This is a genomic window from Peribacillus sp. NPDC096379 (assembly GCF_044762875.1).
Taxonomy (GTDB): Bacteria; Bacillota; Bacilli; order Bacillales; family DSM-1321; genus Peribacillus.
Map to the genome: position 1 here is coordinate 1,105,372 of NZ_JBIWFD010000001.1, position 25,531 is coordinate 1,130,902.

Sequence of the window (25,531 nt, forward strand, 5' to 3'; positions counted from 1 at the left end):
GGGCCTTAAATGGGCTTAGATGTAGATATCATATTTAAAATTGCAGGTGTTGGCATAGTTGTTGCATTTCTCCATACCATTTTGGATCAAGTCGGAAAAAAGGAGTATGCGCAGTGGGTTACTCTTTTTGGTTTTATCTATATTTTGTTTATGGTGGCCAGCATCGTTGAAAATTTATTTCAAAAAATTAAATCTGTGTTTCTTTTCCAGTAGGAGGGATCGGCCATTGAAATCTTAAAAATTGTCGGGATCTCACTTATCGCCACTTTTTTAGCACTTATTGTAAAAGAACAAAAACCGAATTTTGCCTTTTTACTAGTTGTTTTTACTGGCTGTGCCATTTTTCTCGTTCTCGTTGACAAAATATACGAAATAATTACAATGCTCGAGAAGCTCGCCGTAAATGCAAATGTCAATATGGTGTATTTAGAAACTATTTTAAAAATTATCGGGATCGCCTATATCGCTGAATTTGCTGCCCAGATTACAAAAGATGCCGGCCTTGGTTCAATCGCTTCAAAGATTGAGCTCAGCGGAAAAATTCTAATTCTAGCCATGGCTATCCCGATTTTGACAGTCATCATCGAAACAATCATTCAATTGATACCGAGCTGACAGGTAGACACCTGCGGCAATTATGAGGTGAATCTATGAAGCAGCGAACGTTCTACTTTTCCTTCTTGTTAATCGCTCTCTTTTTTATGCATAGTGATGCGGTACTTGCCTCAGAAACTAGTCAGGAAATGGATGTTCTTCAATCCGATTTGGTACAAGCTCAGATGGATCGGCTCGGTGTCGAAGAGCTGCAGGGATTTTGGGATAGTATTGTCACGGAATATGGTGGTTTTTTGCCGGAAAGTCAAAAAGGGAGTTTTATGGATTTTGTCAGCGGTGAGAAGAAATTTTCCTTTTCAGAATGGATGAAAGGGATTGGAAAATTTGTTTTTCATGAGCTTCTAGTGAATGGTAAGCTGCTCGGATCGCTCATCTTGTTAACCGTATTCAGCATGTTTTTACAAACACTCCAAAATGCGTTTGAACAAAGCACGATTAGCAAGGTAGCCTATTCCATTGTCTATTTAGTGTTAATTATCCTTGCGCTGAATAGCTTTCATGTAGCCATTCAATATACCCAAGAAACGATTGATACGATGATTGCCTTTCTAATGGCACTGCTGCCGTTACTCCTTGCTTTGATTGCTAGTTCTGGCGGGGTACTATCAGCAGGATTTTTCCATCCCATTCTTCTATTTTTAATGAATTCAAGCGGTGTATTAATTCAATATGTTGTATTACCGCTGCTTTACCTATCTGCTGTTTTAAGTGTAGTCAGTACGATGACCGAACAATACAAAGTAACACAACTTGCACAGTTATTGCGAAATTGGGCAATTGGTCTACTAGGCGCTTTTATGACTATCTTTCTTGGCGTTATTTCCGTACAAGGCGTTACGACGGCCGTTGCAGATGGCGTGAGCATTCGGACAGCGAAATTCGTGACAGGCAACTTTATTCCGGTTATCGGTAGGATGTTCACAGATGCGGCTGACACGGTTATTAATGCGTCAGTGCTCTTGAAAAATACAGTTGGCATGGCAGGCGTTATTATATTGCTCTTCATCATCACATTTCCAGCATTAAAGATATTAATGCTTTCTTTTATTTATAAATTAGCAGCAGCATTATTACAACCGCTTGGCGGAGGTCCTGTTATTAAATGTTTGGATATTATTAGTAAAAGCATGATTTATATTTTTGCAGCACTTGCGATTGTATCGATGATGTTTTTCCTCAGCGTTACCGTTATCATTGCTGCTGGTAATATTACTTTGATGGTTCGGTAGGGAGGGGAATCTATGGAATTTATTACGAGCTGGGTTACAAATATTATCGTGTTTGTCCTCCTTGCGACTGTCATTGATATGCTACTTCCGAATTCGGCCATGCAAAAGTATGCAAAGATGGTTATCGGTTTACTGCTGATTGCTGTGATTATCTCGCCGATTCTAAAGCTATTTCAATCAGACTTTGATGATCTATTGAAGATTGCAACGAGTTCAATTGATGAAAAAACAAATCATCAGGTAGAAAATTTAACAGAATTGAAGAAAAAAGAAATACAAGCCGTACAGGATGCATATATTTTAAAACAAATGGCTGTCGATATGAGGACAGGGGTGGAAGAGGAGTTGATGGATCAATATAAAATGGAAATTCAGTCATTGAATCTCGAAGTAAAAAACAAAGATCAGCCTAGCCTTCCGGATGATTTACAAAAAATTTCAATCGTCTTGCAGCAGACAAAAGATCAGACAGCATCGGTTGAAGTGGTTGCTAAAGTAGACATAGACACGAAACAATCATCGCAGAAATCGTCCAGCGACTTGGAACATATTAGAGGGTTCCTTGCTGCAAAGTGGGCGGTAGACGAAGAAATCATCGAATTTGCCGGAGAAAGGGGTGGCTAACAAATTGAAAAATGATAAAGGCCCGTTATCATGGCTGAAAAACCTTTTTAAGCAAACGAACGGTGAAGAGGAAAATAAAGAGAAGAAACCTTCTAAGTATGCCTATGTATTGACTGTTCTTTTATTAGGAGTCGGCATCATGATGGTGAGTAGCTTGCTTACAAATAAAGAGTCGAAAAATGATGCTGTTACAACATTTAATCAAACAAACTCCCAAAGTAAAGAGGTAGAGACGTTTGGAAAGGCTGAAAATCAGTTTCCTTCTGTAAACGACTACGAAAAATACTTGCAGAATGAAATGAAAGGAGCACTTGAATCAATAGCGGGTGTTTCAGATGTTAAAGTTGTGATCTATGTCGATGCTTCTGAGAAAAAAGTGTTTGAAAAAAATAAAGTAACGCAAAAACAAGAGACTGTGGAGACGGACCAGGAAGGTGGTAAGCGAGAGGTCGATGACACATCTATTGACGAACAGCTTGTTATTCTCAAAAGCGGCGATAAAGAGGGGCCAATCGTTGTCGAGACGAAGAAACCGAACGTAAGCGGAGTGCTCGTCGTTGCCAAAGGTGCTGAAAATATCCAAATTAAGAAATGGATCATTGAAGCTGTTACAAGAGCATTGGATGTACCGAGCCACCGAGTTTCGGTTATGCCTAAAAAATAAGGGGGATTCTTACCATGCTATTAAAAAAACAAACTGTTTGGCTGTTAACTATGTTAAGTTTGGTCGTTGTACTTTCGGTGTATTATTTGACTGGTCCAGATCAGAATGGATCTAATGTAGCAATTTCACAGGAAGAAAAGGACAAACAGAGTACTGAAACAACAAAACCAAAAGCGGAAACGGCTAAAGTTTCTGACAAGGAAGTGCCAAAAGTCGCCATCTCTTCATCAGATGATGAGTTCGAGGCATTACGTCTTAATATTCAAGATGAGCGAAGTAAAATAAGAGAAGATCTCACAAATAAAATGGGGGACACAAGTCTTTCAGCTGAAGAAAAAAATCAGGCTGTCGAAGCTAATAATAAAATTAGTGAAACAGCAACGACAGAACAAGTGTTAGAATATGAAATTATGCAGCTGAATTACCCGGCAGCTTTAGTACGCATTGATGGAAGCAAAGTGGACGTCACAGTTAAAACAGACGAAAAATTGACAGCGTTAGAAGTGGCAGACATCATGGAGATCGTAAACACCGAAATCGATGATGTAGAAGATGTGGCGGTTGAATTTAAATTAAATGAAGGGAAATAGTGGAAAGAGGGAGTCTTTAATCGGACCCCCTCTTTTTCTTATATGTTAACCAACAAAATCAAGGGTAATCAATGATAAAGCGCTTTCTTTATAATGAGAAAAATTTCACATTTATTGTGATAAGATGTAAGATAGAAGAACGCCAAAAGAAAAGTCGTAAGTATCACTAAAACATTTATTGAATTCACACTACGAATTATCGTATGATATTAGTAGTTGGTCATAATGATTTTTTTGATACAGCAATGGAAAGCGTGGGCTAATCCGGTAGGTATTTGGATATTTATTTCAGAAGTCTTTGCTTTTTATCCCGCATTACCGGGCAGTAAGCCCCCCACGGATTGAAGTTTCACTTTATAATCATTCAAAAAACTTAACTATTACAATAAAATAAGACAAGGGGTGCCAAGATGTTGAAGGTACAAGAAATTCGAGAGATTATTAAATTGGTCGATCAATCTAGCATTAATGAATTTGTTTTTGAACAAGAAGGAACGAAAATTAAATTGAAAAAGACTACACAGGAACAAGCTACACCAGTTGTTTATCAAGCTGCACCTGCTGTCCAATCTGTTGCAGCTATTCAAGCGGCAGAGGTTGCACAAGAAGCACCAAAACAAGCTGAACGTGTAACTGACACACAAGCAAGCAATCAAGAAAATTTACATAAAATTACATCACCGATGGTTGGATCATTTTATGCTTCGCCATCACCAGAAGAAGGGCCATATGTGAAAATTGGATCAAAAGTAGGAAATGACTCAATTGTATGTATCGTTGAAGCAATGAAGCTCTTTAATGAAATCGAAGCGGAAGTGAGCGGTGAGATCGTCGAAATTCTTGTCCAAGACGGCCAATTAGTGGAATACGGTCAACCGTTATTTTTAGTAAAGCCGGAATAAGGAGCTGTTTTCAATGATTGAAAAAGTATTAATTGCAAATCGAGGAGAAATTGCTGTTCGGATTATTCGGGCATGCAAGGAAATGGGAATCGAAACCGTTTCAGTGTTCTCAGAAGCAGACCGTGAAGCTCTTCATGTCCAGCTTGCAGACGAATCATACTGCATTGGCCCGACAGCTTCAAAGGATAGCTATTTAAACGTTACGAATATTATTAGCATTGCAAAGAAAACGGGCTGTGACGCTATTCACCCTGGTTATGGATTCTTAGCGGAAAATGCTAATTTTGCAGAGCTTTGCCGAGAGTGTAATGTCATCTTCATCGGACCATCCCCTGAAGCTATTTCGAAAATGGGGACGAAGGATGTAGCGAGGGAAACGATGCGAATAGCGGGCGTACCAATCGTGCCGGGATCTACAGGAATTATTAAAGACTCGGATGAAGCGATTGCCCTTGCTGAAAAAATTGGGTATCCAGTCATCATTAAAGCGACAGCAGGTGGTGGCGGAAAAGGGATTCGAGTTGCTAGAACAGAAGAAGATTTATTGAATGGGATCAGAATTACCCAGCAAGAAGCGTTAACAGCATTCGGAAATTCTGGCGTATATATTGAAAAATTTATTGAAGATTTCCGACATGTTGAAATCCAGGTGATGGGAGATACACATGGCAATGCCATTCACTTTGGTGAACGAGACTGTTCGATCCAAAGACGTCTCCAAAAGCTAGTAGAAGAAACTCCATCTCCTGCGGTTGACTCAGAGATGCGCGAGGAAATGGGAACAGCGGCAGTAAAAGCGGCTCTTGCCGTCAATTACTCCGGAGCAGGTACGGTTGAGTTCATTTATGATTACAAAAACCGTAATTTCTATTTTATGGAAATGAATACTAGAATTCAGGTGGAACATCCGGTGACAGAAATGGTAACTGGTGTTGATTTAATCAAAGAACAAATTCTAGTAGCATCAGGGGAGAAATTGTCATTATCTCAAGAAGATGTGCAATTTAACGGCTGGGCAATCGAATGCCGGATTAATGCTGAAAATCCTGAAAAGAATTTTATGCCTTCTGCTGGGAAGATTCAAATGTATCTTCCGCCAGGCGGAAATGGCGTACGCATTGATTCTGCTGCGTACCCAGGATATGTAATTCCACCATATTATGATTCAATGATCGCGAAGTTAATTGTTCATGCTCCTACACGCGCTGAGGCCGTTGACAAGATGAGACGTGCGTTAGAGGAATTTGTGATAGAAGGAATTCACACAACCATTCCTTTCCACAGCAAGCTTATGCAACACGAACAATTTGTTTCTGGAGAGTTTAACACAAAATTCCTTGAATTATATGAGGTAATGGATTCATAATGGAAAAATACAGGAGGTGCTTTGAAAATGAGTGAAATGGAACAAATGCTTGAAGTGAACGATACCTACAATGGATTAGGTAAAGTGGAAATTTCTCCTGATGTTATTGAAGTCATTGCTGGTATTGCCGCTAGTGAGGTTGAAGGTGTTGCGCATATGCGCGGGAACTTCACCACGGGTGTTGTCGAAATGCTTGGGAAGAAAAGCCACGGAAAAGGTGTCAAGGTAGATCTTGCAGACGATGGCATTAAGGTAGACTTATATTGTGTCATGAAGTTTGGCGTATCCATTCCAAAGATCGCACAGGAAGTTCAAGATAATATTCGTCAAGCTCTACTGAACATGACAGCCCTCGAAACTTCCGAAGTGAATATTCATGTTGTCGGTATTCAATTTGAAACTGCATCAAAACAAGAAAGTGAAATTGAGCAAGAAATGTAAGGATAAAGAGAGCCCGGCATTTAGCCGGGTTTTTTCGTGAAAAAAACTCTTTTTACACGAATGAGTTTAAATCTTTAAAAGTTGAGACATACAAAGAATAGAAGTTTCACTTTACCCCGCATTAACGGACAGTAGCGTCTGCAAACTAGTTTTAGTGTAAAGAAATGAGAAGAACTTGAAGTGAGTAAACTGTCCGTAAATGCCCTATTGGTTCAACTAACCCTCAGTGGAAACCCACCACTGAGGGAAGTTTCACTTTAACTCAATCTTATTTTCTGTTAGAGTGTTACATATGTGATTTTTTATGATAAAAATTAGCACAAGTTCCACCATAAAGGTTAGATTCATTTCTTTTTGAAGATAAAACTTAATAATTATGGTGATTTAGTTAATTAATGTTCGTATGTGCTGCGATTTTCATATATAATAGTCGATATAAAAGGAGTCAATTTTATGAAAAGAAGAACTGCCCGTGAAAAAGCCTTACAGGCCATATACCAACTTGAGATTGGTAAGGGAGAAATTCAAGATGCTCTAAATAGTGTTTTGGACGGACGTCCGAGTGATGAATATCTTGAAATGTTAGTAAAAGGAACACAAGAAAACAAAGAAGAGATTGATGAAACAATTTGTGCTAATCTCGACAATTGGAAGATTGAACGATTGGCAAATATTGATCGGAACTTGCTTCGCATCGCTGTGTACGAAATGATTTACAGTGATCAGGTTCCAGTCAATGTTGCTATGGATGAAGCAATTGAAATCGCAAAAGTCTTCGGTGATGATCAATCAAGCCGCTTTGTAAATGCAGTTCTGTCAAAAGTTAAAACTCAGCTTAATAAATAACCAGTGCATCGCATACATGCTAGGGAAGACTATTTATTTTCGGGTCAAGCGGCTAAAATCATTCTCACCTTAAGACAGTCGATTTCTTAAGCTAACTTTGGAGGGTGATGAATGTGTCAGGGAAAATTATTGATGGAAAAGAAATTGCTCAATCTGTAAGAAATACGCTTCGTGAGGAAGTGGACCAGCTTCGTAGTAAAGGAACAATTCCAGGTCTTGCAGTTATACTTGTTGGTGATAATCAAGCTTCGAAAACGTATGTAGCGAATAAGCAAAAAGCTTGTGCCGAAATTGGCATACATTCTGTTTTAGTTGAATGTCCAGCGACATTGTCCCAACAAGAATTACTTACTAAAATTGATGAGTTGAATCATGATGATACCGTTCATGGAATTTTAGTACAACTACCTCTTCCAGCTCATATCCAAGAAAAGGATATCATTGAAGCCATTTCACCTGAAAAGGATGTCGATGGGTTCCATCCTATTAACATCGGACGAATGATGACTGGTCAGGATGCGTTTTTGCCTTGCACACCATATGGAGTTATGGTGATGCTTGAGCATATCGGCTGTGAAATTGCAGGTAAGCATGTCGTTGTTGTAGGAAGAAGCAATATCGTCGGCAAGCCGGCAGGTCAATTGTTTCTGAATAAAAGTGCGACGGTTACGTATTGCCATTCAAAAACGAAAGATCTTGCCTATCATACAAAGCAAGCTGATATACTGGTCGTTGCTGTCGGTAAGAGAGATACCATCACGGCTGCTCATGTTAAGGAGGGTGCAGTTGTTATTGATGTTGGTATGAATCGGAATGAAGAAGGCAAGCTATGTGGCGACGTTTCTTTTAACGAAGTAAGAGAAGTTGCCTCATATATTACCCCGGTTCCAAAAGGCGTTGGTCCAATGACGATTGCTATGCTTTTGGAAAACACTGTTAAATCAGCTAAGAAATCGATTACCCTACAAGATGCATAAATAGCAATTTCCATCAGTGGTGAAAACCATCCCACTGATGGAAATTTCACTAATATCCCGGTTTAACAGGCTGTAATATCCCTACACTCATTCTTACACGAGAGTAAAATAGCTAGCTAGTGATAAACAGCCTGTAAAACCCCGATTGGTGAGATATAGTGAAACTTACCGATGCGTAAGCGGAGGTTTAGTTGAACTAATCGGGTTCGTAGTGTCGCTTTTATCGAAGCGTAAGCGGAGATATTAGCGACAGTAGAACGGGACTAACCATTAGCGCAAAACTTTGGCTAATGGAAGTTTCACTTTATGAAGAAGCTGTCACTTGTTCTATAATGGCAAATGATAGCTTTTTTGTTTTATAATAAAAGTATAGGATAATTAATTCCGAGGGTAAGCGCTAAAAATAGTAAGTAGAGGGCATGAACGGCAAAAAAACATAACAGAGCGCGTGCACTTTTTTAGATAAGGAGAAAATGATGGAAGAGCAAAGATATTTAAGTGTTTCGGCTGTGACGAAATATATTAAGCGTAAATTTGATGCGGATCCTCATTTACAAAATGTATACATAAAAGGAGAAATATCGAATTTTAAGCAGCATTCAAGCGGACATATGTATTTTACGATTAAGGATGAGAAAGCAAGAATACTTGCAGTGATGTTTTCTGCCCATAATAAGAATATGAAGTTTATTCCGGAAAATGGGATGAAAATCTTGGTGAGAGGCGATATTTCTGTATTCGAACAAAGCGGGCAATACCAGTTGTATGTCAAGAGCATGTCACCTGATGGAGTAGGTGATTTATATTTAGCCTATGAGCAGCTGAAGAAGAAACTCGAAACGGCAGGATTATTTTCTTCTCAACATAAGCAACCACTTCCGAAATACCCTCATGCAGTCGGTGTTATTACTTCACCAACTGGGGCTGCTTTGCGGGATATTTTGACTACGATTAAAAGAAGATATCCAATTGCTAAAATCATCATATACCCGGCGCTTGTTCAAGGAACGAATGCACCTAAATCAGTCGCTAAAGCGATTTCCGAAGCGAATTCACGTAAAGAGGTTGAAGTTCTTATTGTCGGGAGGGGAGGAGGCTCCATTGAAGAGCTCTGGGCGTTTAATGAAGAAATTGTCGCAGAATCGATTTATGACTCTGATATTCCGATTATTTCGGCTGTTGGACACGAAACGGATTTTACGATTGCGGATTTTGTAGCAGACTTGCGTGCACCAACACCAACTGGAGCTGCTGAAATGGCCGTTCCACATCTTCAAGAAATTTACGAACGGCTCTGGAACCAAAAGAATAGGCTGACAAGGACGATTCATGAACAAGTGAATGTTGAACAAACAAAGCTGTCGCGACTGGCAAAATCTTATGCTTTTCGTTATCCTAAAAAAATGTACGAGCAAAAAGTCGAACAATTGGACCGGGCGTCGGAACGATTAAAACGCGAGAGCACCAAATATTTTCAAAAGAAAAACGAGATGCTCGAAAATACATTAGCCCAATTAATAAAACAGCATCCAAACCAACAGTTAGCGATTGCAGCGGATCGGTTAACCAATAGCGAAAAAATGTTGAATCGGCTTATGCAAACAGTTTTAAAAGGGCACACCCAAAGATTTGTCTCAGTTACTACAACATTATCTGCCTTAAGTCCGCTTAAAATTATGGAACGGGGCTATGGTCTGATTTTTACAGAAGAAGAAACACTTGTTAAAAGCAGATCACAAGTAGTGGTCGGAGATCATATCGATGTGAAGATAACCGACGGAACCTTGCATTGTAAAGTAGAAAAAATAGAGGAGCGAAAAGATAATGAGTAAAGAAAAAGAGTTGACTTTTGAGCAGGCAATGGAAGAACTTGAACAAGTTGTTGAGAAATTAGAAGAAGGCGACGTACCTCTTGAAGAAGCAATCTCCATCTATAAAAAAGGAATGGACCTATCTAGACTTTGTCATACAAAATTGAAATCTGTTGAAGAACAATTGACGCAAATACTTAGGGAAGATGGCGAACTTGAAGAATTCGCAGTAGAGGAGGAATAGACATGAATGCAACGTCATTTCATACGTTTTCAGAAACATACAAACAACTCATTGAAACAAAGGTGATTGAATATGTTGAAGAGTTAAAAGCGCCTGATAACTTAAAAGCAGCAATGGCTTATTCTTTGAAAGCAGGCGGGAAAAGAATACGTCCTTTACTTGTTTTGGCCGTATTAGATGCATTTGCGAAGGATGTGAACGCTGGAGTCCCGGCTGCAGCTGCGATTGAAATGATTCATACCTATTCTTTAATCCATGATGATCTGCCAGCGATGGACGATGATGATTTACGTCGCGGTAAACCAACCAATCATAAAGTTTTTGGTGAAGCGACGGCGATTCTCGCAGGTGATGCATTACTTACATATAGCTTTCAACTTATTGCCAACACGGAGCATCCTTGCGTGACATCAGACATGAAGCTCAATTTAATCCTTGAAATCGCTAAAGCGGCGGGAGCTGAGGGGATGGTTGGCGGTCAAGTAGCTGATATGGAAGGCGAGAACAAACAGCTATCACTAGAAGAGCTCCAATATATTCATGAACATAAAACAGGCAAGTTGTTAATGGCATCTGTCCTTTCAGGAGCGATTTTATCTAGTGCAAGTACCGAACAGCTTCTTGCACTTAAACGGTTTTCCTATCATCTAGGGCTGGCTTTTCAAATCCGAGATGATATTTTAGATATTGAAGGCTCTGAAGGAGAAATTGGTAAACCTGTTGGCAGTGATTCAGCGAACAACAAGAGCACGTACCCTTCATTGCTGACTTTAGAAGGGGCAAAGGTAAGGCTCGCAGAACATATCAAAATGGCGCATGAAGAGTTGGAAAAAACGGAATTGGATACATCTCTTCTTAATGAAATAACGGATATGATTGCAAAGCGTAAATCCTAAGACGACAACAATTGTTAGGAAATTCTATTTGTGTTATACTTTTGTTGTTTAACTGGCGTATCTTATTGAAAATCGGTATAATATGATGGAATTAACAGCCGCCGAAATCAGAAGGTATCGGCGGCTATTTTTGAAGAAATTTGAAGAAATTTGCTGAATAATGACAGCTGTTATAGTGCGTGTTTAAAAAGGAGGATAAAAAGAGCCGAGAAGTTCGAAAAGCGACTGTCTCAAACCTTGCGTGTGTGAGGACCGGACTTGCACAGGATGTGCGCGGTTTTAACAGAAGGTCATTCATGAGCTTTGAAGCAATTTGCAAGCTTTTTTACCGGACTTTTTGAACATCCTCCTTTAGTAATTAAATTAGAATTTTCCAGCGATAGGTCTCTGATAAGACCTGGAAATAACAGAAAGTGAGTGATCCAATTTGGATCTTCTATCTATAAAAGACCCATCTTTTTTAAAAGCGATGAATAATGAAGAATTAAAAGAATTAAGTGCCGATATTAGAAAGTTTTTAATAGAGAAATTATCGATTACCGGTGGACACCTAGGTCCGAATCTTGGAGTGGTTGAACTGACCATTGCGTTACATAAGGAGTTCAACAGTCCACAAGATAAATTTTTGTTTGATGTTGGCCACCAGTCTTATGTTCATAAAATCCTAACAGGACGCGCTTGTCAGTTTGATACATTAAAAAAATACAAAGGACTTTGCGGGTTCCCGAAAATGAACGAAAGTGAGCATGATGTTTGGGAAACAGGTCATAGCTCAACATCTCTTTCTGGAGCAATGGGAATGGCTGCAGCGCGCGATTTAAAAAAAGAAAAAAACTTTGTGTTGCCTATTATCGGTGACGGTGCTTTAACAGGTGGGATGGCACTTGAAGCACTTAACCATATCGGTCATGAAAAGAAAGATATGATTGTCATCTTAAACGATAATGAAATGTCGATTGCCCCAAACGTTGGCGCCTTGCATTCCGTACTCGGAAGGCTGCGTACGGCTGGAAAATATAATTGGGCGAAGGATGAGCTGGAATTATTACTTAAGAAAATACCAGCAGTCGGTGGGAAAGTCGCTGCTACAGCTGAGCGTATTAAAGATAGCCTAAAGTATCTGTTAGTTTCAGGGGTATTTTTTGAAGAGTTAGGATTTACTTACTTGGGACCTGTGGATGGTCATAACTTTGATGAATTATTCGAGAATTTTCGTTATGCTAAAAAAACAAAAGGCCCTGTCCTTTTACACGTAATTACGAAAAAAGGGAAAGGATACTCTCCTGCTGAATCTGATACAATCGGAAACTGGCATGGAACAGGACCTTATAAAATTGAAACGGGCGATTTTGTTAAAACAGCGACAACAGCCCCTGCATGGAGTTCACTTGTTAGTGAAACGGTAAGGAAACTCGCTCGTACAGACGAACGAATTGTTGCGATTACACCGGCTATGCCGGTCGGTTCTAAATTAGAAGGCTTTGCAAGTGAATTTCCAGAACGAATGTATGATGTAGGCATTGCTGAACAACATGCAGCAACCTTTGCAGCAGGACTTGCAACGCAAAAAATGAAACCGTTTCTTGCGATTTATTCTACTTTCCTACAGCGTGCCTACGATCAAGTGGTTCACGATATTTGCCGGCAAAACCTGAACGTCTTTTTTGGAATCGATCGAGCAGGTTTAGTCGGAGCAGACGGGGAAACACATCAAGGTGTGTTTGATATCGCCTTTATGCGTCATATTCCGAATATGGTCTTGATGATGCCGAAGGATGAAAATGAAGGCCAGCATATGGTTAATACAGCAATGAAATATGATGATGGTCCGATTGCAATGAGATTTCCACGCGGAAATGGGTATGGTATTCCGATGGACGATTCTTTACAAGAAATCCCGATTGGAACTTGGGATGTGTTAAAAGAGGGTAGAGATGCTTGCGTGTTAACATTTGGTACAACGATTCCAATGGCAATGGAAGCAGCAGAGTTGTTAGAGAAACAAGGGTATTCCGTTAAGGTCGTGAACGCACGATTTATTAAACCACTGGACAATGACATGATGCATCAATTACTTGAGCAGAAGATGCCGATTTTAACGATTGAAGAAGCTGTTCTTCAAGGCGGCTTTGGTAGTGCGGTGATTGAATTTGCTCATGAGCATGGATATCATGGAGCAATTATTGACCGAATGGGCATTCCTGACCGTTTCATTGAACATGGCAGTGTGGATCAATTACTTGCAGAAATCGGCATGACAGTAGAAGAAACGGTGCGGAACATCAAACGAATTACACCGAAAAAGCAAAAAAGGGCTTGAATGAATGAAACTGAAAAAAGAAAGACTTGATATTTTACTTGTTGAATCTGGGCTGGCAGAGACTCGGGAAAAAGCAAAACGAATGATTATGGCGGGCCTTGTTTATGGAAATGAGGAAAGATTAGAGAAACCGGGTGAAAAGGTTTCAACTGATTTAGTACTTACTATCAAAGGGAAGGTCATGCCTTATGTATCCAGAGGTGGGCTAAAGCTAGAGAAAGCGTTGAAACAGTTTGATTTATCTGTTGAAGGAAAAGTACTGCTTGATATTGGAGCTTCAACAGGAGGATTCACTGACTGTGCCCTACAAAATGGAGCGCAAATGTCTTACGCGCTTGATGTGGGTTACAATCAGCTCGCCTGGAAGCTAAGGCAAGATGAGAGAGTGAAGGTAATGGAAAGAACAAATTTCCGCTACGTCACACCTGCTGACCTTGATGGGGAAATGCCTAATTTTGCGAGCATTGATGTTTCATTTATCTCGCTTACATTGATCTTACCTGTCTTGAAAACATTATTGGTGGCTAATAGTGATGTTGTCGCTCTTGTTAAGCCTCAATTTGAGGCAGGCAAGGATCAAGTAGGTAAAAAAGGAATTGTTCGTGATGTAAAAATTCATCGTGAGGTTATGGATAAAATTATTCATTTCGCTCAAGGTGAGGGATATGATATTAATGACGCTTCTTTTTCTCCGATTAAAGGTGGCGAAGGGAATATCGAATTCCTTTTGCATCTTAAGTGGCAAGGTGAAAAAGATCAAGGTGAGAATTTCTTGAAGCAGTCGGTTGAAGAAATTGTTCAAAATGCTCATCAAGAATTAAAACAAACGAAAACTGATGAATGAGTAGGAGAGCTCCTGATGCAGTAAAACTGTTGACGGAGCTTTTTTTACAGATACTTATTCAAATAAATGCTTTCGAATACAAGAAAAAATTGTACAAATTCAACTAAATCCGCTAACATTATTTATATAATAAATATTCGCCGTCCAAGTGAATTGGACTGCTAACTTAGAGGTGCTTTAAATAGATGAACAAAGGTCAACGACATATAAGGATTCGAGATATCATCACGAATAATGATATAGAAACGCAAGATGATTTAGTGGATGCGTTGAAAAATGCTGGCTTTTCTATCACACAAGCGACGATTTCAAGAGATATTAAGGAACTGCATCTCGTGAAAGTACCGCTAATGGATGGTAGATACAAATACAGTCTACCTGCAGACCAGCGCTTTAATCCGCTTCAGAAATTAAAACGAATGCTGATAGATGCATTTGTCAAGATTGATTCGGCGAGCCATTTTCTCGTATTAAAAACCTTGCCAGGTAATGCTCAGGCAATAGGTGCCTTAATTGATCATTTAGATTGGGAAGAAATATTAGGGACGATTTGTGGCGACGATACATGCTTAATCATTTGCCGTACTCCAGAAGATACTGAGGAAATTTCTAATCGATTTTTAGACATGCTCTAATGAAGACAAAAGAGGTGATGAGAGTTTGTTAACAGAACTTTCAATAAGAAACTTTGCAATTATTGAAGCCCTTTCAGTTTCGTTAGAGAAGGGCTTGACTGTTTTAACAGGAGAAACGGGTGCTGGTAAATCGATCATTATCGATGCGATTCACCTGTTAGTTGGCGGTAGAGGATCTGCAGAGTTTATTAGACATGGGGAAAAAAAAGCGGAAATTGAAGGGTTATTTCAAATTGACGACGAACTCCATCCGGTTTATCAAAAAGCTTCGGAATTAGGGATCGAGATTAGCGATGGAATGATCGTGCTACGCCGAGATATGTCGACAAATGGTAAAAGTGTCTGCAGGGTAAATGGCAAGCTTGTGACGATAGCACTGCTACGTGAAATTGGTAGAACGCTGATCGATATTCATGGCCAGCATGAACATCAAGAACTGATGGATGAACGTCTTCATCTGCAACTGCTCGATCAATTTGGTGGAGAAAGAATTGCCAAGGCACTAGGGGAATACCAAAAGCTCTATAAAGAATATGATCATGCGATGAAACAACTACAGAAATTAGGCCAAAACGAACAACAAATGGTTCATCGTTTGGATTTAATTCAATTTCAATTTGATGAAATTCAGCGAGCGAATTTAAAGTTAAATGAGGATGAAGAGCTGTCTGAAGAAAGAAAGAAAATCAATAACTTTGAAAAAATTCATGAGGCCCTGCAAACCAGCTATTTAGCATTATCGGGGGAGCAAAGAGGGCTTGATTGGCTATCTGTTGCGATGAATAACCTTGAAGAGGCCGCAGATCTTGATGAGACGGTTAAAACCATTACAGAACCAGTCTCGAATAGTTATTACGTTCTTGAAGATGCAATTTCTTCTATTCGTGAACAGCTTGATGCTCTTGAATATGACTCAGAACGTCTAGATTTTATTGAAAGTCGCTTGAATGAAATTAATCAGCTGAAACGGAAATATGGGGGCACGATTGAAGAGATTGTTGTATACGGTGCCGCAATTGAAGAAGAAATTGAAACACTTTTGAATCGTGAAACCCATATCACTAAGCTTGAGTCACAAATAAAATCAGTAAAGGCTGATTTGTTATTAGAAGCCAAAAATGTAAGTGAACTACGTGAAAAATATGCCAGACAACTGACAAAGAAAATACAACAGGAATTAAAAGAACTTCATATGCAAAAAACGGTATTTGAAGCTCATTTCCATCACACAGCTTTTTCGTTTAGTGACTCCTCTACAATTGGACGTAACGGATTGGATGAGATGGAGTTTTATATTAGCACGAATCCTGGAGAACCACTAAAGCCATTGTCTAAAATTGCTTCAGGCGGAGAATTATCGCGTATTATGCTTGCGTTAAAAAGTATTTTTTCCAAGCATCAAGGAATTACATCGATTATTTTTGATGAAGTGGACACAGGGGTCAGTGGTAGAGTAGCCCAATCCATTGCTGAAAAAATCTATAAAGTGGCCATTGATTCACAAGTACTTTGTATTTCTCACTTACCACAAGTCGCTGCAATGGCAGATACGCACCTTTATATAGCAAAAAATATTAAGGCAGGCAGGACGAATACATCTGTTCATCCATTAAAGTATCCCGACAAGGTAAAGGAAATTGGTCGAATGATTTCTGGTGTTGAGATTACCGATTTAACCAAACAACATGCTGAAGAACTTTTACAACAGACGGAGAAAATTAAACAGATTGCTGGGGTATAGTCTTATCCCGGTTTAACAGGCCGTAATATCCCCACCTCAATTATTGTGTAAAAATAGGTGGTGACAGACAGCCTAATCTAGTTGCGGCTCCTAGCCCGTCTGAGGTCATAAGCTGTAATACTCTGTGGCAAACTGCACCACGCCGTATTCCATCTTATGCTTGTCGGGGCTGGGCAGTTGCCTCGCTTTTTGAAGTAAACCCAGATTGGTGAGATACAGTGAAACTTACCTTTGTGGTTTTCTCAAAGGGATAGTTGAGCCGCAGGGTGTGAGTCACACAGACGAAGACATGGGGACGCGGCGTACTTAGTCTGTGATTCATTGAACCTTAATTCGTAGTGTCGCTTTATCGAAGCGGTAGTTTGCGATTTAGCGCCACTAGAACGGGACTAACCATTAGCGAAAAGTCACCGATAATGGAAGTTTCACTTTATCCCGGTTTAACAGGCTGTAATATCCCTACCTCAATTTTTGTGTGAGAATCAAGAAAAAATAGGTGGTGATAAACAGCCTGTAAAGCCCTGATTGGTTCAACTAACCATTAGCGAAAAGTCACCGATAATGGAAGTTTCACTTTATTCGTAATTTCACAATATTTTTCATTGAAAAGCTATCCAAAAACGGATAGCTTTTATTTTTGCCCAGAGTTATAAATGCTTGCTGTGAGGGCTACATTAAAGGTGTAGCCATTTAGGATTTGAAGCAAAAGCGAGGGGAGTGAAAAAGATTGTACAAACAATGGATCAAAAGAATTATCGGTGGAATTCTCCTTGTTTCGCTATTGACATTAGGATTGTATCAACCATTTCGCGAGTATTTTTCAATTCCTAAAAAAATTGTCCTTTTCGAAGGTGAACAATATAGCATCCGTAATAATTTGGCTGTTCATGCGACAACTCATTCAAATGAAGAAGGGATAACTGTTCAAGATGAATCGGGTTTGCTGACACTTGACGCAGATAAACCTGGAACGAGCGAACTGCTTCTGAATGTTGCTGGATTCCCAGTCAAGAAAGTGGATGTTCATGTATTAAAGGATTTCAAGGTGATTCCTGGAGGACAGTCAATTGGTGTGAAATTAAATACGCTCGGAGTATTAGTAGTTGGACACCATCTAGTGGAAACAGGTGAAGGCAAGAAATCACCTGGTGAAGCAGCACATGTCATGATAGGTGATATTATTACCCAAATAAATGGCCAGACAATCAAAAAAATGTCTGATGTAACCCCTTATGTACAACAAGCAGGTGAAAAAGGTGAACCCCTTCAACTTGTGATATCACGTGAGAAAGAAAGCTTTAAGACAACCCTTTTACCATTAAAAGATGAAAATGAAGGCACGTACAAGCTTGGACTTTATATTCGCGACTCAGCCGCTGGAATTGGCACGATGACATTTTATCATCCTGAAACAAAAAAATATGGGGCACTCGGCCATGTAATTTCAGATATGGATACGAAAAAACCAATTGTTGTAAAAGACGGACAAATAGTTCAATCAACTGTAACATCCATTGAAAAAGGAAGCAACGGAGATCCGGGTGAAAAATTAGCTCGATTCTCGTCAAATAAAGAAGTAATCGGTAATATTAACAGAAATAGTCCATTTGGAATTTTTGGACAAATGAAAAAAGAAGTCGGAAATGGGATTGCAGATCAACCTCTGCCAATTACTTTATCCCATGAAGTAAAAGAAGGGCCAGCAAAGATATTAACCGTATTAGAAGGTTCAACAGTAGAGGAATTTGATGTTGAAATTGTTAGTACGATACCGCAAAAATTCCCAGCTATTAAAGGAATTGTTTTAAAGGTAACTGATAAAAAGTTACTAGAGAAAACTGGCGGGATTGTTCAAGGAATGAGTGGTAGCCCTATTATTCAAAATGGAAAATTAGTTGGTGCTGTGACCCATGTTTTCGTCAATGATCCAACGAGTGGGTATGGTGTTCATATTGAATGGATGCTAAACGAGGCCGGCATTGATATATATGAAAAATCTGGTCCCAAAGAGAAAGCAAGTTGAACAAAGGAGCCTCCAGTCTGGGCTCCTTTTCCTGTTCACAAAAAGGATTGTCAAATATTTTGTGCATATCAATCCGTTTTATTCCTTTATTATGGTAGAATAAAATAAGAAATAAAGAATATTCGACAAAGCCTATATTGTTTAGCGAACACGGTCGAAAACAAGTGAATTTATGAGAAAAATATTGATTTTTTATAAATTTTATAAAATTAAAAGGAATTTAGTTTCCTATGTCGAAAATTTCAATTACAATGTTTTTAGAAATAATAGAAAAAATGACCAATTGTAGTTGAGGAGGAATTCAATAGTGAAGAAAATTAAGGTATGTATTGTGGATGATAATAAAGAACTGGTGTCCTTATTGGATGAATATATTTCATCTCAGGAGGATATGGAAGTAATTGGTATATCTTATAACGGACAGGACTGTTTAAATCTTCTAGAAAATATCGAACCTGATATACTTATATTAGATATTATCATGCCGCATTTAGATGGCCTGGCGGTTTTGGAAAAATTAAGGGAAATGAAACGTGGTTCTATGCCGAATGTCATTATGTTAACTGCTTTTGGTCAAGAAGACGTAACAAAGAAAGCGGTTGATCTTGGAGCTGCCTATTTCATCCTCAAACCATTTGATATGGAAAACTTAGGAGGGCATATTCGCCAGGTAAGTGGAAAAAGTAATCAAATGACGAATAAATCTTCACAACTAGGATATCGCCCAGTTGAATCCAAACCAAGAAATCTTGATGCTAACATCACCAGTATTATCCACGAAATTGGTGTTCCTGCTCATATTAAAGGTTATATGTATTTAAGGGAAGCGATTTCAATGGTCTATAATGATATTGAGTTACTAGGGTCTATCACAAAAGTTCTATATCCCGATATTGCTAAGAAATACAATACAACGGCAAGTAGGGTGGAACGCGCAATTCGTCACGCCATTGAAGTTGCTTGGAGTCGAGGCAATATTGAATCCATTTCTTCCTTATTTGGCTATACAGTTTCCATGTCCAAAGCAAAACCAACAAATTCGGAATTCATCGCCATGGTAGCGGATAAATTGCGGTTAGAACACAAGGCTTCTTGAGAGGGTTAGAATTTAGATATTCTTGCCCTTAAGAAGTAATCCTGATAATTATAGGCACTTTCGAGTTATCGGGTTTATCCGATATGGGCGAAGCTGCTTTTTTTTATGGGTACTAGGTAAACCGTTATGATTCGTTCTAAAAACTTCATACAATCGAATAGATCATATATTCAATTGGTTGTGAAAGGATTAAGCAACGAAAAATGACTTTTATAAAAGAAAGCGATTGCGGAATGGGTTGGAAAAAATTAAAGAATGGTCTCTGATAACATATTTGCCTCATCCGTAGCTGATATACGGAAGATTGTCTCCTTTTGTGAATACCCCCGTTTTGTTGCCGAGATTCTGGCTAAAAGCGCATATCAATATTTTTATCCCGTTTTAACGGGCAGTATGACCCCACCTCAAGGCTTAAAGGAAGCAAAGAAGCGTAAGGTGGGGAATGAAGAAAAGCCTCGCTGATTGAAGTTTCACTTTATAAAGCTGTAGTGGTAACAGGTATGTAGTCTGAATTAATTAAGGGAATAAAAACTGTGAACGGCAAAGATGTGCTTGTCGCCTTTACAATGTAAATGATGTTTTTTACTATAGATATTCTGTAATGTGAAAATTTGGCTGGTTGAGAAAAGATGGTTAGAAACATATAAAACCAGTTGAACAAGAAGGTAAAAGAGGCTTGCTTAAGTGGAACAAATACTTGCATTTTAAATGAATTTAACTTGGGAGGAATTAGGCATGACTCAAATATTTGCTCATAGGGGAGCCGCCGGAACGCACCCAGAGAATACAATGTTTTCCTTTTACGAGGCTTACAGAGTAGGAGCTGATGGAATTGAGTTAGATGTACAACTTTCCAAAGATGGTGAAGTGGTTGTGATTCACGATGAATTATTGGACCGCACAACGACAGGTAAAGGAAATGTGAAAGATTATATGTGGAAAGATCTGCAATTATTAGGGGCGGGATATAAGTTTCGGAAGCAGTTCGCGGACGCTACGATCCCTAACCTAGAGGAAGTGCTTGCTTGGATTCAAGAGACGAATATGATTTTAAATATTGAATTGAAAAATGGCGTTTATCCATACTTAGGTCTTGAAGAGAAAGTTATCGCTTTAGTGCGGACGTACTCCATGGAAAATCGGGTCATTTTGTCTTCTTTTAATCATTATAGTCTTGTGCACGCATACCGACTTGCCCCAGAGATTGAAACAGCGCCACTTTATCGGGATGGCTTATATATGCCATGGATATATGCTACATCAATTGGGGCGAAAGCGATTCATCCTTCTATTCACACGGCACCTGATGCAATCATTGCAGCGTCAATGAAAGAAGGTGTAGCAGTCCGTCCTTATACGATTAATAAAGAAGATAAAATGAGACATCTTTTAGAAATGGGCATCAGCGCATTTATAACTGATTTTCCAGAGCGAGCAGTAAAATTACGAAATACGATAGAAGCACAATAATTGAAAAAGAACAAAACAAATATGGCGTTAAAATGCGACCATTTACTCTGAAGAATTCACCCTGTAACATGATGCGCTCGCCTAATCACAACGGTGGCGGTGTGAAGCTGGATTATGGATGCTTTCTCGATAAAATAAGTATACCTGCTAGGTAGATTGGCTAGATTAATAAATCGCGAAGCCTCGCCCCTATGTCCTTCATACAAAAAAAGAGGATGTCTTAAAAAGTAAAGGATCAGACCAGCAACTAGTGTATACAGTTTAAATGAAGTGTGAATATCACGATAAACTGTAAGCTTATAGTTGGATCAGCCCCTTTTTTTAGGACAGCCTCTTTTTTATACTTTAAATCTTGTTTGTACCTTTTCTTTCTTTCGGTCGCGATGGAGCACAAATCCTGCGATAAACCCAATCCCGCCAATGGTTAGAAGCAAACCAACTAAAAATTGAACCCAAAGGGCTGGGAAGGGAAATTGAGAGATCCCAAACACCATGTCTCTCATTATTTTAATTCCGTAGGCGGCAAGTGCACCGGGTATGAAAAGGATAAGAAAAGCGATAGCTCGTTTCATAAATAAAAACCCCTCAAATTGAGAAATTTGGAACTAAGTATTGTGCCTTATCATGATAAGATGTCTTATTTTATATGATAAGGGAAGCATTAGATTTGTCAAGTGACAACTAATTCATTAAAATAAGGGTATTGTTGAAAAAACTTGCGTTTATTAATGGGTGTATTGTGAAGAAAATTGCAGATATAGCCGAGGTGGTATTCATGCAACAAGTAATGGTCGTTGGGGCAGGACCGTGTGGAACAGCAATTTTGCGAATGCTACATGAAAGTCCGCTGTTTTTAGTATCTTTTGTTGTTGATATCAATGAAAATGCAGAAGGGATGGTGTATGCAAAAAAACTGTCTATTCCAACCGCTACTGATTGGGCATCTGTAAATATGGAATCGATTGATGTGATTATCGAAGCAACAGGATATGAACAGGTATTTCAAGAGATCAGGAAAGCAGGGCAGGGGGACTTTTTGTTGATTCCTGGTAATGTCGCATATCTCATATCTGAGCTTTTTCAAGAAAAAAAAATACTAATCGAAACGCTTGAAAAACAATTGTATAAGCATGACCTCATTTTCAATACGACAAATGATGGGATGATCGTTATTGATAAGCGTGGTTATATCATGTTGTTTAACCGTAGTGCAGAACGAATGACAGAAAAGGTACGGGAAGACGTAATGGGTATGCATATCCATGAGGTAATCCATAATAGCAGGCTCCCAAAAATTCTTCAGACGAATCGAACCGAAGTAAATAAAGAACAAGTGCTTGAAAATGGCCTGAAAATCATTACGACACGAATGCCGTTGCTTGATGAACAAAATGAAATAATTGGGGCGTTTGCAGTTTTCAAGGATATTACCGAAGCTGTTGATTTAGCGGAGCAAATAACGGACCTTAAGGAAGTGCAGACATTGCTTGAGGCGATTATCCAGTCAAGTAATGATGCCATATCCGTCGTGGATGAGGAAGGGCGGGGGCTGATCATCAATCCCGCATATACGAGAATTACTGGCTTAAGCCGAAAAGAAATTATTGGTAAACCTGCAACTGCGGATATTTATGAAGGAGACAGCATGCATATGCGAGTCTTACAAACGAGAAGACCTGTCAGAGGCATTAATATGAGATTGGGCCCTAATCGGAAAGATGTGATTGTCAATGTTGCGCCAGTGATTGTCGATGGACGTCTGAAAGGAAGTGTCGGCGTCGTTCATGATGTCACAGAAATTCAGCAGTTAACGGCTGAATTAACTCGAGCTAGGCAAATAATCAGAACCTTGGAAGCAAAATATACCTTTGCTGATATTATTGGAAAATCAGAGGGAATGAGTTTACCAATTGAACAGGCAAAGCTTTGTGCGAAAACGCCGGCGACAGTACTCCTTCGTGGTGAATCCGGAACAGGAAAAGAATTGTTTGCGCATGCGATACATAATGCAAGCGACAGAAAGTATAACAAATTCGTTCGAGTAAATTGTGCAACGATTTCAGAAACGCTTCTTGAAAGTGAGTTATTTGGCTATGATGAAGGGGCGTTTACTGGAGCTAAACGCGGTGGGAAAAAAGGTTATTTTGAAGAAGCGAATAATGGCAGTATTTTTCTCGATGAAATTGGTGAATTGAAAGGAAATATGCAAGCAAAATTATTACGAGTGCTGCAGGAGAATGAAATTGTTAGGGTGGGAGGAACAACTCCGATCCCAATAAATATCCGTGTGATTGCAGCGACAAATATTAATTTGGAAAAAGCAATTTCTGATGGTAGCTTTCGCGAGGATTTGTACTTTAGAATGAACCAGATGCCGATTCGTATTTCGCCTTTAAGGAACCGGAAGGAAGATATGAAAGAGCTAGCTCTCCATTTAATTCAAAAAATCAATCAAGAGTATGGTCGAATGATTGAAGGGATTAGTGATCTCGCGATTGAACGATTAAAACAATACGATTGGCCTGGGAATGTAAGAGAGCTAGAAAACATTCTTGGACGGACGATTATCTTTATGAAATTAAATGAAACAATTATCGAAGAGCATCATATTCCTGATTTTATCGAATCCTATAATCAAGGCTGTAAAGACTCACCATTAAAAAAAAATCACTTACAGTCAGAGAATGAGCCCCTTAGTGAACAGATGGATCGTTATGAATATCAGATCATTAAACAAGCTCTAATGAAAAACTCAGGAAATAAAACAAATACGGCAAAAATGTTAGGCGTTTCGGTTCGTAACCTCTATTATAAAATGGAAAAGCATGGACTTGAAAATGTTGACACGCAATAAATTTCATGATGTGCAAATATTTGCATATTATTTTTAAAAGATCGTTATCCAAATCAGATTGTAGCGGCCATATAAAATTGGCATGCATCTTGCATATCTACTTAATGTGTTGAAAATCAAGAAGGTGGTTGGGGCCGGGATTCGGTGAAGTGGGAAATGTTAAACTTGCTTCCGTTATCCCGGTTTAACAGGCTGTAATACGCCCAATGATTGAAGTTTCACTTTATTTAGGAGGAATATTCATGGAGATTTTTACTTACCTAGAGAAATATGACTACGAACAACTTTTATTCTGTCAGGATAAACAATCGGGGTTGAAAGCAATCATTGCGATTCACGATACAACGCTTGGACCTGCTCTTGGCGGTACAAGAATGTGGACGTATGAGTCAGAGGAAGCGGCCATTGAGGATGCACTGAGACTTGCTAAAGGAATGACTTACAAAAATGCTGCGGCAGGATTAAACCTCGGCGGTGGTAAGACCGTTATTATCGGCGATCCAAAGAAAGATAAAAACGATGAAATGTTCAGAGCGTTTGGTCGTTATATTCAAGGATTAAATGGTCGTTACATTACAGCTGAAGATGTAGGAACGACAGTGGCTGACATGGACTTGATTCATGAAGAAACCGATTTTGTAACGGGTATTTCACCAGCGTTCGGATCCTCAGGAAATCCTTCGCCAGTAACAGCTTTCGGTGTTTATCAAGGAATGAAAGCAGCGGCGAAAGAAGCCTTTGGCACAGATTCATTGGAAGGAAAAACAGTTGCTGTACAGGGTGTTGGAAATGTAGCCTATACTTTACTGCAATATTTACATGAAGAAGGCGCGAAACTGATCGTAACGGATATTAATAAAGATGCAGTACAGCGTGCAGTTGAGAAATTTGGTGCTCGTGCTGTCAATCCGGATGAGATTTATGGGGTAGAATGTGATATTTATGCACCATGTGCGCTTGGTGCTGTTATCAATGATCAAACGATTTCACAAATGAAAGCAAAAGTAATTGCTGGATCTGCAAATAACCAATTGAAAGATCCACGTCATGGTGATCAAATTCACGAAATGGGAATCGTTTATGCACCAGATTACGTGATCAATGCAGGTGGAGTCATTAACGTTGCTGACGAATTATACGGCTACAATCGCGAGCGTGCCATGAAAAAGGTAGAAGGCGTCTATAACACCATCGAGAAGGTCATTGAAATCGCAAAACGTGATAATATTCCGACTTACCTTGCTGCAGACCGCATGGCTGAAGAACGAATTAAGAGAATGAGTAATTCTAGAAGTCAATTTCTTCAAAATGAGAAGCATATATTAAATCGTAGAAAATAAACT

24 protein-coding genes are annotated in these 25,531 nt (G+C 39.2%); 23 read left to right on the top strand and 1 reads right to left on the bottom strand.

Going from position 1 to position 25,531, the window contains the following annotated elements:
* The first annotated feature begins 9 nt into the window (after positions 1–9).
* From spoIIIAC to ACIQZI_RS05335, 21 genes are all read left to right on the top strand, one after another.
* The gene (gene spoIIIAC / locus ACIQZI_RS05235) at positions 10–213 is read left to right on the top strand and encodes a stage III sporulation protein AC (RefSeq protein ID WP_028391742.1); all 204 of its coding nucleotides are present in this window, start codon (positions 10–12) and stop codon (positions 211–213) included.
* Positions 214–225: 12 nt separating this feature from the next.
* Positions 226–615, top strand: coding sequence for a stage III sporulation protein AD (spoIIIAD, locus tag ACIQZI_RS05240; protein ID WP_157279403.1), 390 nt, complete (start codon positions 226–228; stop codon positions 613–615).
* A gap of 35 nt (positions 616–650) precedes the next feature.
* The gene (spoIIIAE, locus tag ACIQZI_RS05245) at positions 651–1,844 is read left to right on the top strand and encodes a stage III sporulation protein AE (RefSeq protein WP_403070198.1); all 1,194 of its coding nucleotides are present in this window, start codon (positions 651–653) and stop codon (positions 1,842–1,844) included.
* A gap of 12 nt (positions 1,845–1,856) precedes the next feature.
* On the top strand, positions 1,857–2,468 hold the full coding sequence (gene spoIIIAF / locus ACIQZI_RS05250; RefSeq protein ID WP_403070201.1) for a stage III sporulation protein AF: 612 nt from the start codon (positions 1,857–1,859) through the stop codon (positions 2,466–2,468).
* A gap of 4 nt (positions 2,469–2,472) precedes the next feature.
* Entirely contained in the window at positions 2,473–3,132 is a 660-nt protein-coding gene (gene spoIIIAG, locus ACIQZI_RS05255) for a stage III sporulation protein AG (protein WP_403070204.1), read from the top strand.
* Between the two features lie 14 nt (positions 3,133–3,146).
* Positions 3,147–3,722, top strand: a complete 576-nt coding sequence (locus ACIQZI_RS05260) for a SpoIIIAH-like family protein (protein ID WP_403070207.1) — start codon at positions 3,147–3,149, stop codon at positions 3,720–3,722.
* Positions 3,723–4,132: 410 nt separating this feature from the next.
* Entirely contained in the window at positions 4,133–4,624 is a 492-nt protein-coding gene (gene accB / locus ACIQZI_RS05265; RefSeq protein WP_403070210.1) for an acetyl-CoA carboxylase biotin carboxyl carrier protein, read from the top strand.
* A gap of 13 nt (positions 4,625–4,637) precedes the next feature.
* Positions 4,638–5,990: an acetyl-CoA carboxylase biotin carboxylase subunit gene (gene accC / locus ACIQZI_RS05270; protein ID WP_062178149.1), complete on the top strand. Its 1,353-nt coding sequence runs from the start codon at positions 4,638–4,640 to the stop codon at positions 5,988–5,990.
* 27 nt (positions 5,991–6,017) lie between these two features.
* The gene (locus tag ACIQZI_RS05275; protein WP_062178152.1) at positions 6,018–6,431 is read left to right on the top strand and encodes an Asp23/Gls24 family envelope stress response protein; all 414 of its coding nucleotides are present in this window, start codon (positions 6,018–6,020) and stop codon (positions 6,429–6,431) included.
* 453 nt (positions 6,432–6,884) lie between these two features.
* Entirely contained in the window at positions 6,885–7,277 is a 393-nt protein-coding gene (gene nusB / locus ACIQZI_RS05280; protein WP_062178155.1) for a transcription antitermination factor NusB, read from the top strand.
* 113 nt (positions 7,278–7,390) lie between these two features.
* Positions 7,391–8,254 (top strand): bifunctional methylenetetrahydrofolate dehydrogenase/methenyltetrahydrofolate cyclohydrolase FolD, encoded by an 864-nt coding sequence (gene folD / locus ACIQZI_RS05285; RefSeq protein WP_062178158.1) that lies wholly within the window; start codon positions 7,391–7,393, stop codon positions 8,252–8,254.
* Between the two features lie 476 nt (positions 8,255–8,730).
* Positions 8,731–10,086 carry an exodeoxyribonuclease VII large subunit gene (xseA, locus tag ACIQZI_RS05290; protein WP_403072056.1) on the top strand — a complete coding sequence of 452 codons (1,356 nt, stop codon included), beginning with the start codon at positions 8,731–8,733 and terminating at the stop codon, positions 10,084–10,086.
* Positions 10,079–10,309, top strand: coding sequence for an exodeoxyribonuclease VII small subunit (locus ACIQZI_RS05295; protein WP_028391730.1), 231 nt, complete (start codon positions 10,079–10,081; stop codon positions 10,307–10,309). Before xseA ends, ACIQZI_RS05295 begins: the two co-directional genes overlap by 8 nt.
* A 2-nt stretch (positions 10,310–10,311) precedes the next feature.
* Complete coding sequence (locus tag ACIQZI_RS05300) at positions 10,312–11,205, top strand: polyprenyl synthetase family protein (RefSeq protein ID WP_403070217.1); 894 nt, start codon at positions 10,312–10,314, stop codon at positions 11,203–11,205.
* A gap of 427 nt (positions 11,206–11,632) precedes the next feature.
* A complete protein-coding gene (gene dxs, locus ACIQZI_RS05305; protein WP_062178168.1) occupies positions 11,633–13,525 on the top strand; it encodes a 1-deoxy-D-xylulose-5-phosphate synthase in 1,893 nt (630 codons plus the stop codon).
* A 4-nt stretch (positions 13,526–13,529) separates the two neighbouring features.
* A complete protein-coding gene (locus tag ACIQZI_RS05310) occupies positions 13,530–14,369 on the top strand; it encodes a TlyA family RNA methyltransferase (protein ID WP_403070220.1) in 840 nt (279 codons plus the stop codon).
* 185 nt (positions 14,370–14,554) lie between these two features.
* Positions 14,555–15,004: a transcriptional regulator AhrC/ArgR gene (ahrC, locus tag ACIQZI_RS05315; RefSeq protein ID WP_062178174.1), complete on the top strand. Its 450-nt coding sequence runs from the start codon at positions 14,555–14,557 to the stop codon at positions 15,002–15,004.
* Between the two features lie 25 nt (positions 15,005–15,029).
* Positions 15,030–16,745, top strand: a complete 1,716-nt coding sequence (gene recN / locus ACIQZI_RS05320; protein WP_403070224.1) for a DNA repair protein RecN — start codon at positions 15,030–15,032, stop codon at positions 16,743–16,745.
* A gap of 727 nt (positions 16,746–17,472) precedes the next feature.
* Positions 17,473–18,768 carry a SpoIVB peptidase gene (gene spoIVB / locus ACIQZI_RS05325; RefSeq protein WP_403070227.1) on the top strand — a complete coding sequence of 432 codons (1,296 nt, stop codon included), beginning with the start codon at positions 17,473–17,475 and terminating at the stop codon, positions 18,766–18,768.
* A gap of 307 nt (positions 18,769–19,075) precedes the next feature.
* Positions 19,076–19,864 carry a sporulation transcription factor Spo0A gene (gene spo0A / locus ACIQZI_RS05330; RefSeq protein WP_062178182.1) on the top strand — a complete coding sequence of 263 codons (789 nt, stop codon included), beginning with the start codon at positions 19,076–19,078 and terminating at the stop codon, positions 19,862–19,864.
* Between the two features lie 735 nt (positions 19,865–20,599).
* The gene (locus ACIQZI_RS05335) at positions 20,600–21,334 is read left to right on the top strand and encodes a glycerophosphodiester phosphodiesterase (RefSeq protein WP_403070231.1); all 735 of its coding nucleotides are present in this window, start codon (positions 20,600–20,602) and stop codon (positions 21,332–21,334) included.
* Between the two features lie 338 nt (positions 21,335–21,672).
* Here the strand turns inward: ACIQZI_RS05335 and ACIQZI_RS05340 are convergent, their stop codons facing one another.
* The gene (locus ACIQZI_RS05340) at positions 21,673–21,906 is read right to left on the bottom strand and encodes a DUF2627 domain-containing protein (RefSeq protein ID WP_028391721.1); all 234 of its coding nucleotides are present in this window, start codon (positions 21,904–21,906) and stop codon (positions 21,673–21,675) included.
* A 203-nt stretch (positions 21,907–22,109) separates the two neighbouring features.
* Here ACIQZI_RS05340 and ACIQZI_RS05345 point away from each other — a divergent pair, with 203 nt between their 5' ends.
* Together ACIQZI_RS05345 and bcd are read left to right on the top strand one after the other, a co-directional pair.
* Positions 22,110–24,188 (top strand): sigma 54-interacting transcriptional regulator, encoded by a 2,079-nt coding sequence (locus ACIQZI_RS05345; RefSeq protein ID WP_403070235.1) that lies wholly within the window; start codon positions 22,110–22,112, stop codon positions 24,186–24,188.
* 242 nt (positions 24,189–24,430) lie between these two features.
* Positions 24,431–25,528, top strand: coding sequence for a branched-chain amino acid dehydrogenase (gene bcd / locus ACIQZI_RS05350; RefSeq protein ID WP_062178194.1), 1,098 nt, complete (start codon positions 24,431–24,433; stop codon positions 25,526–25,528).
* Positions 25,529–25,531 lie beyond the last annotated feature (3 nt).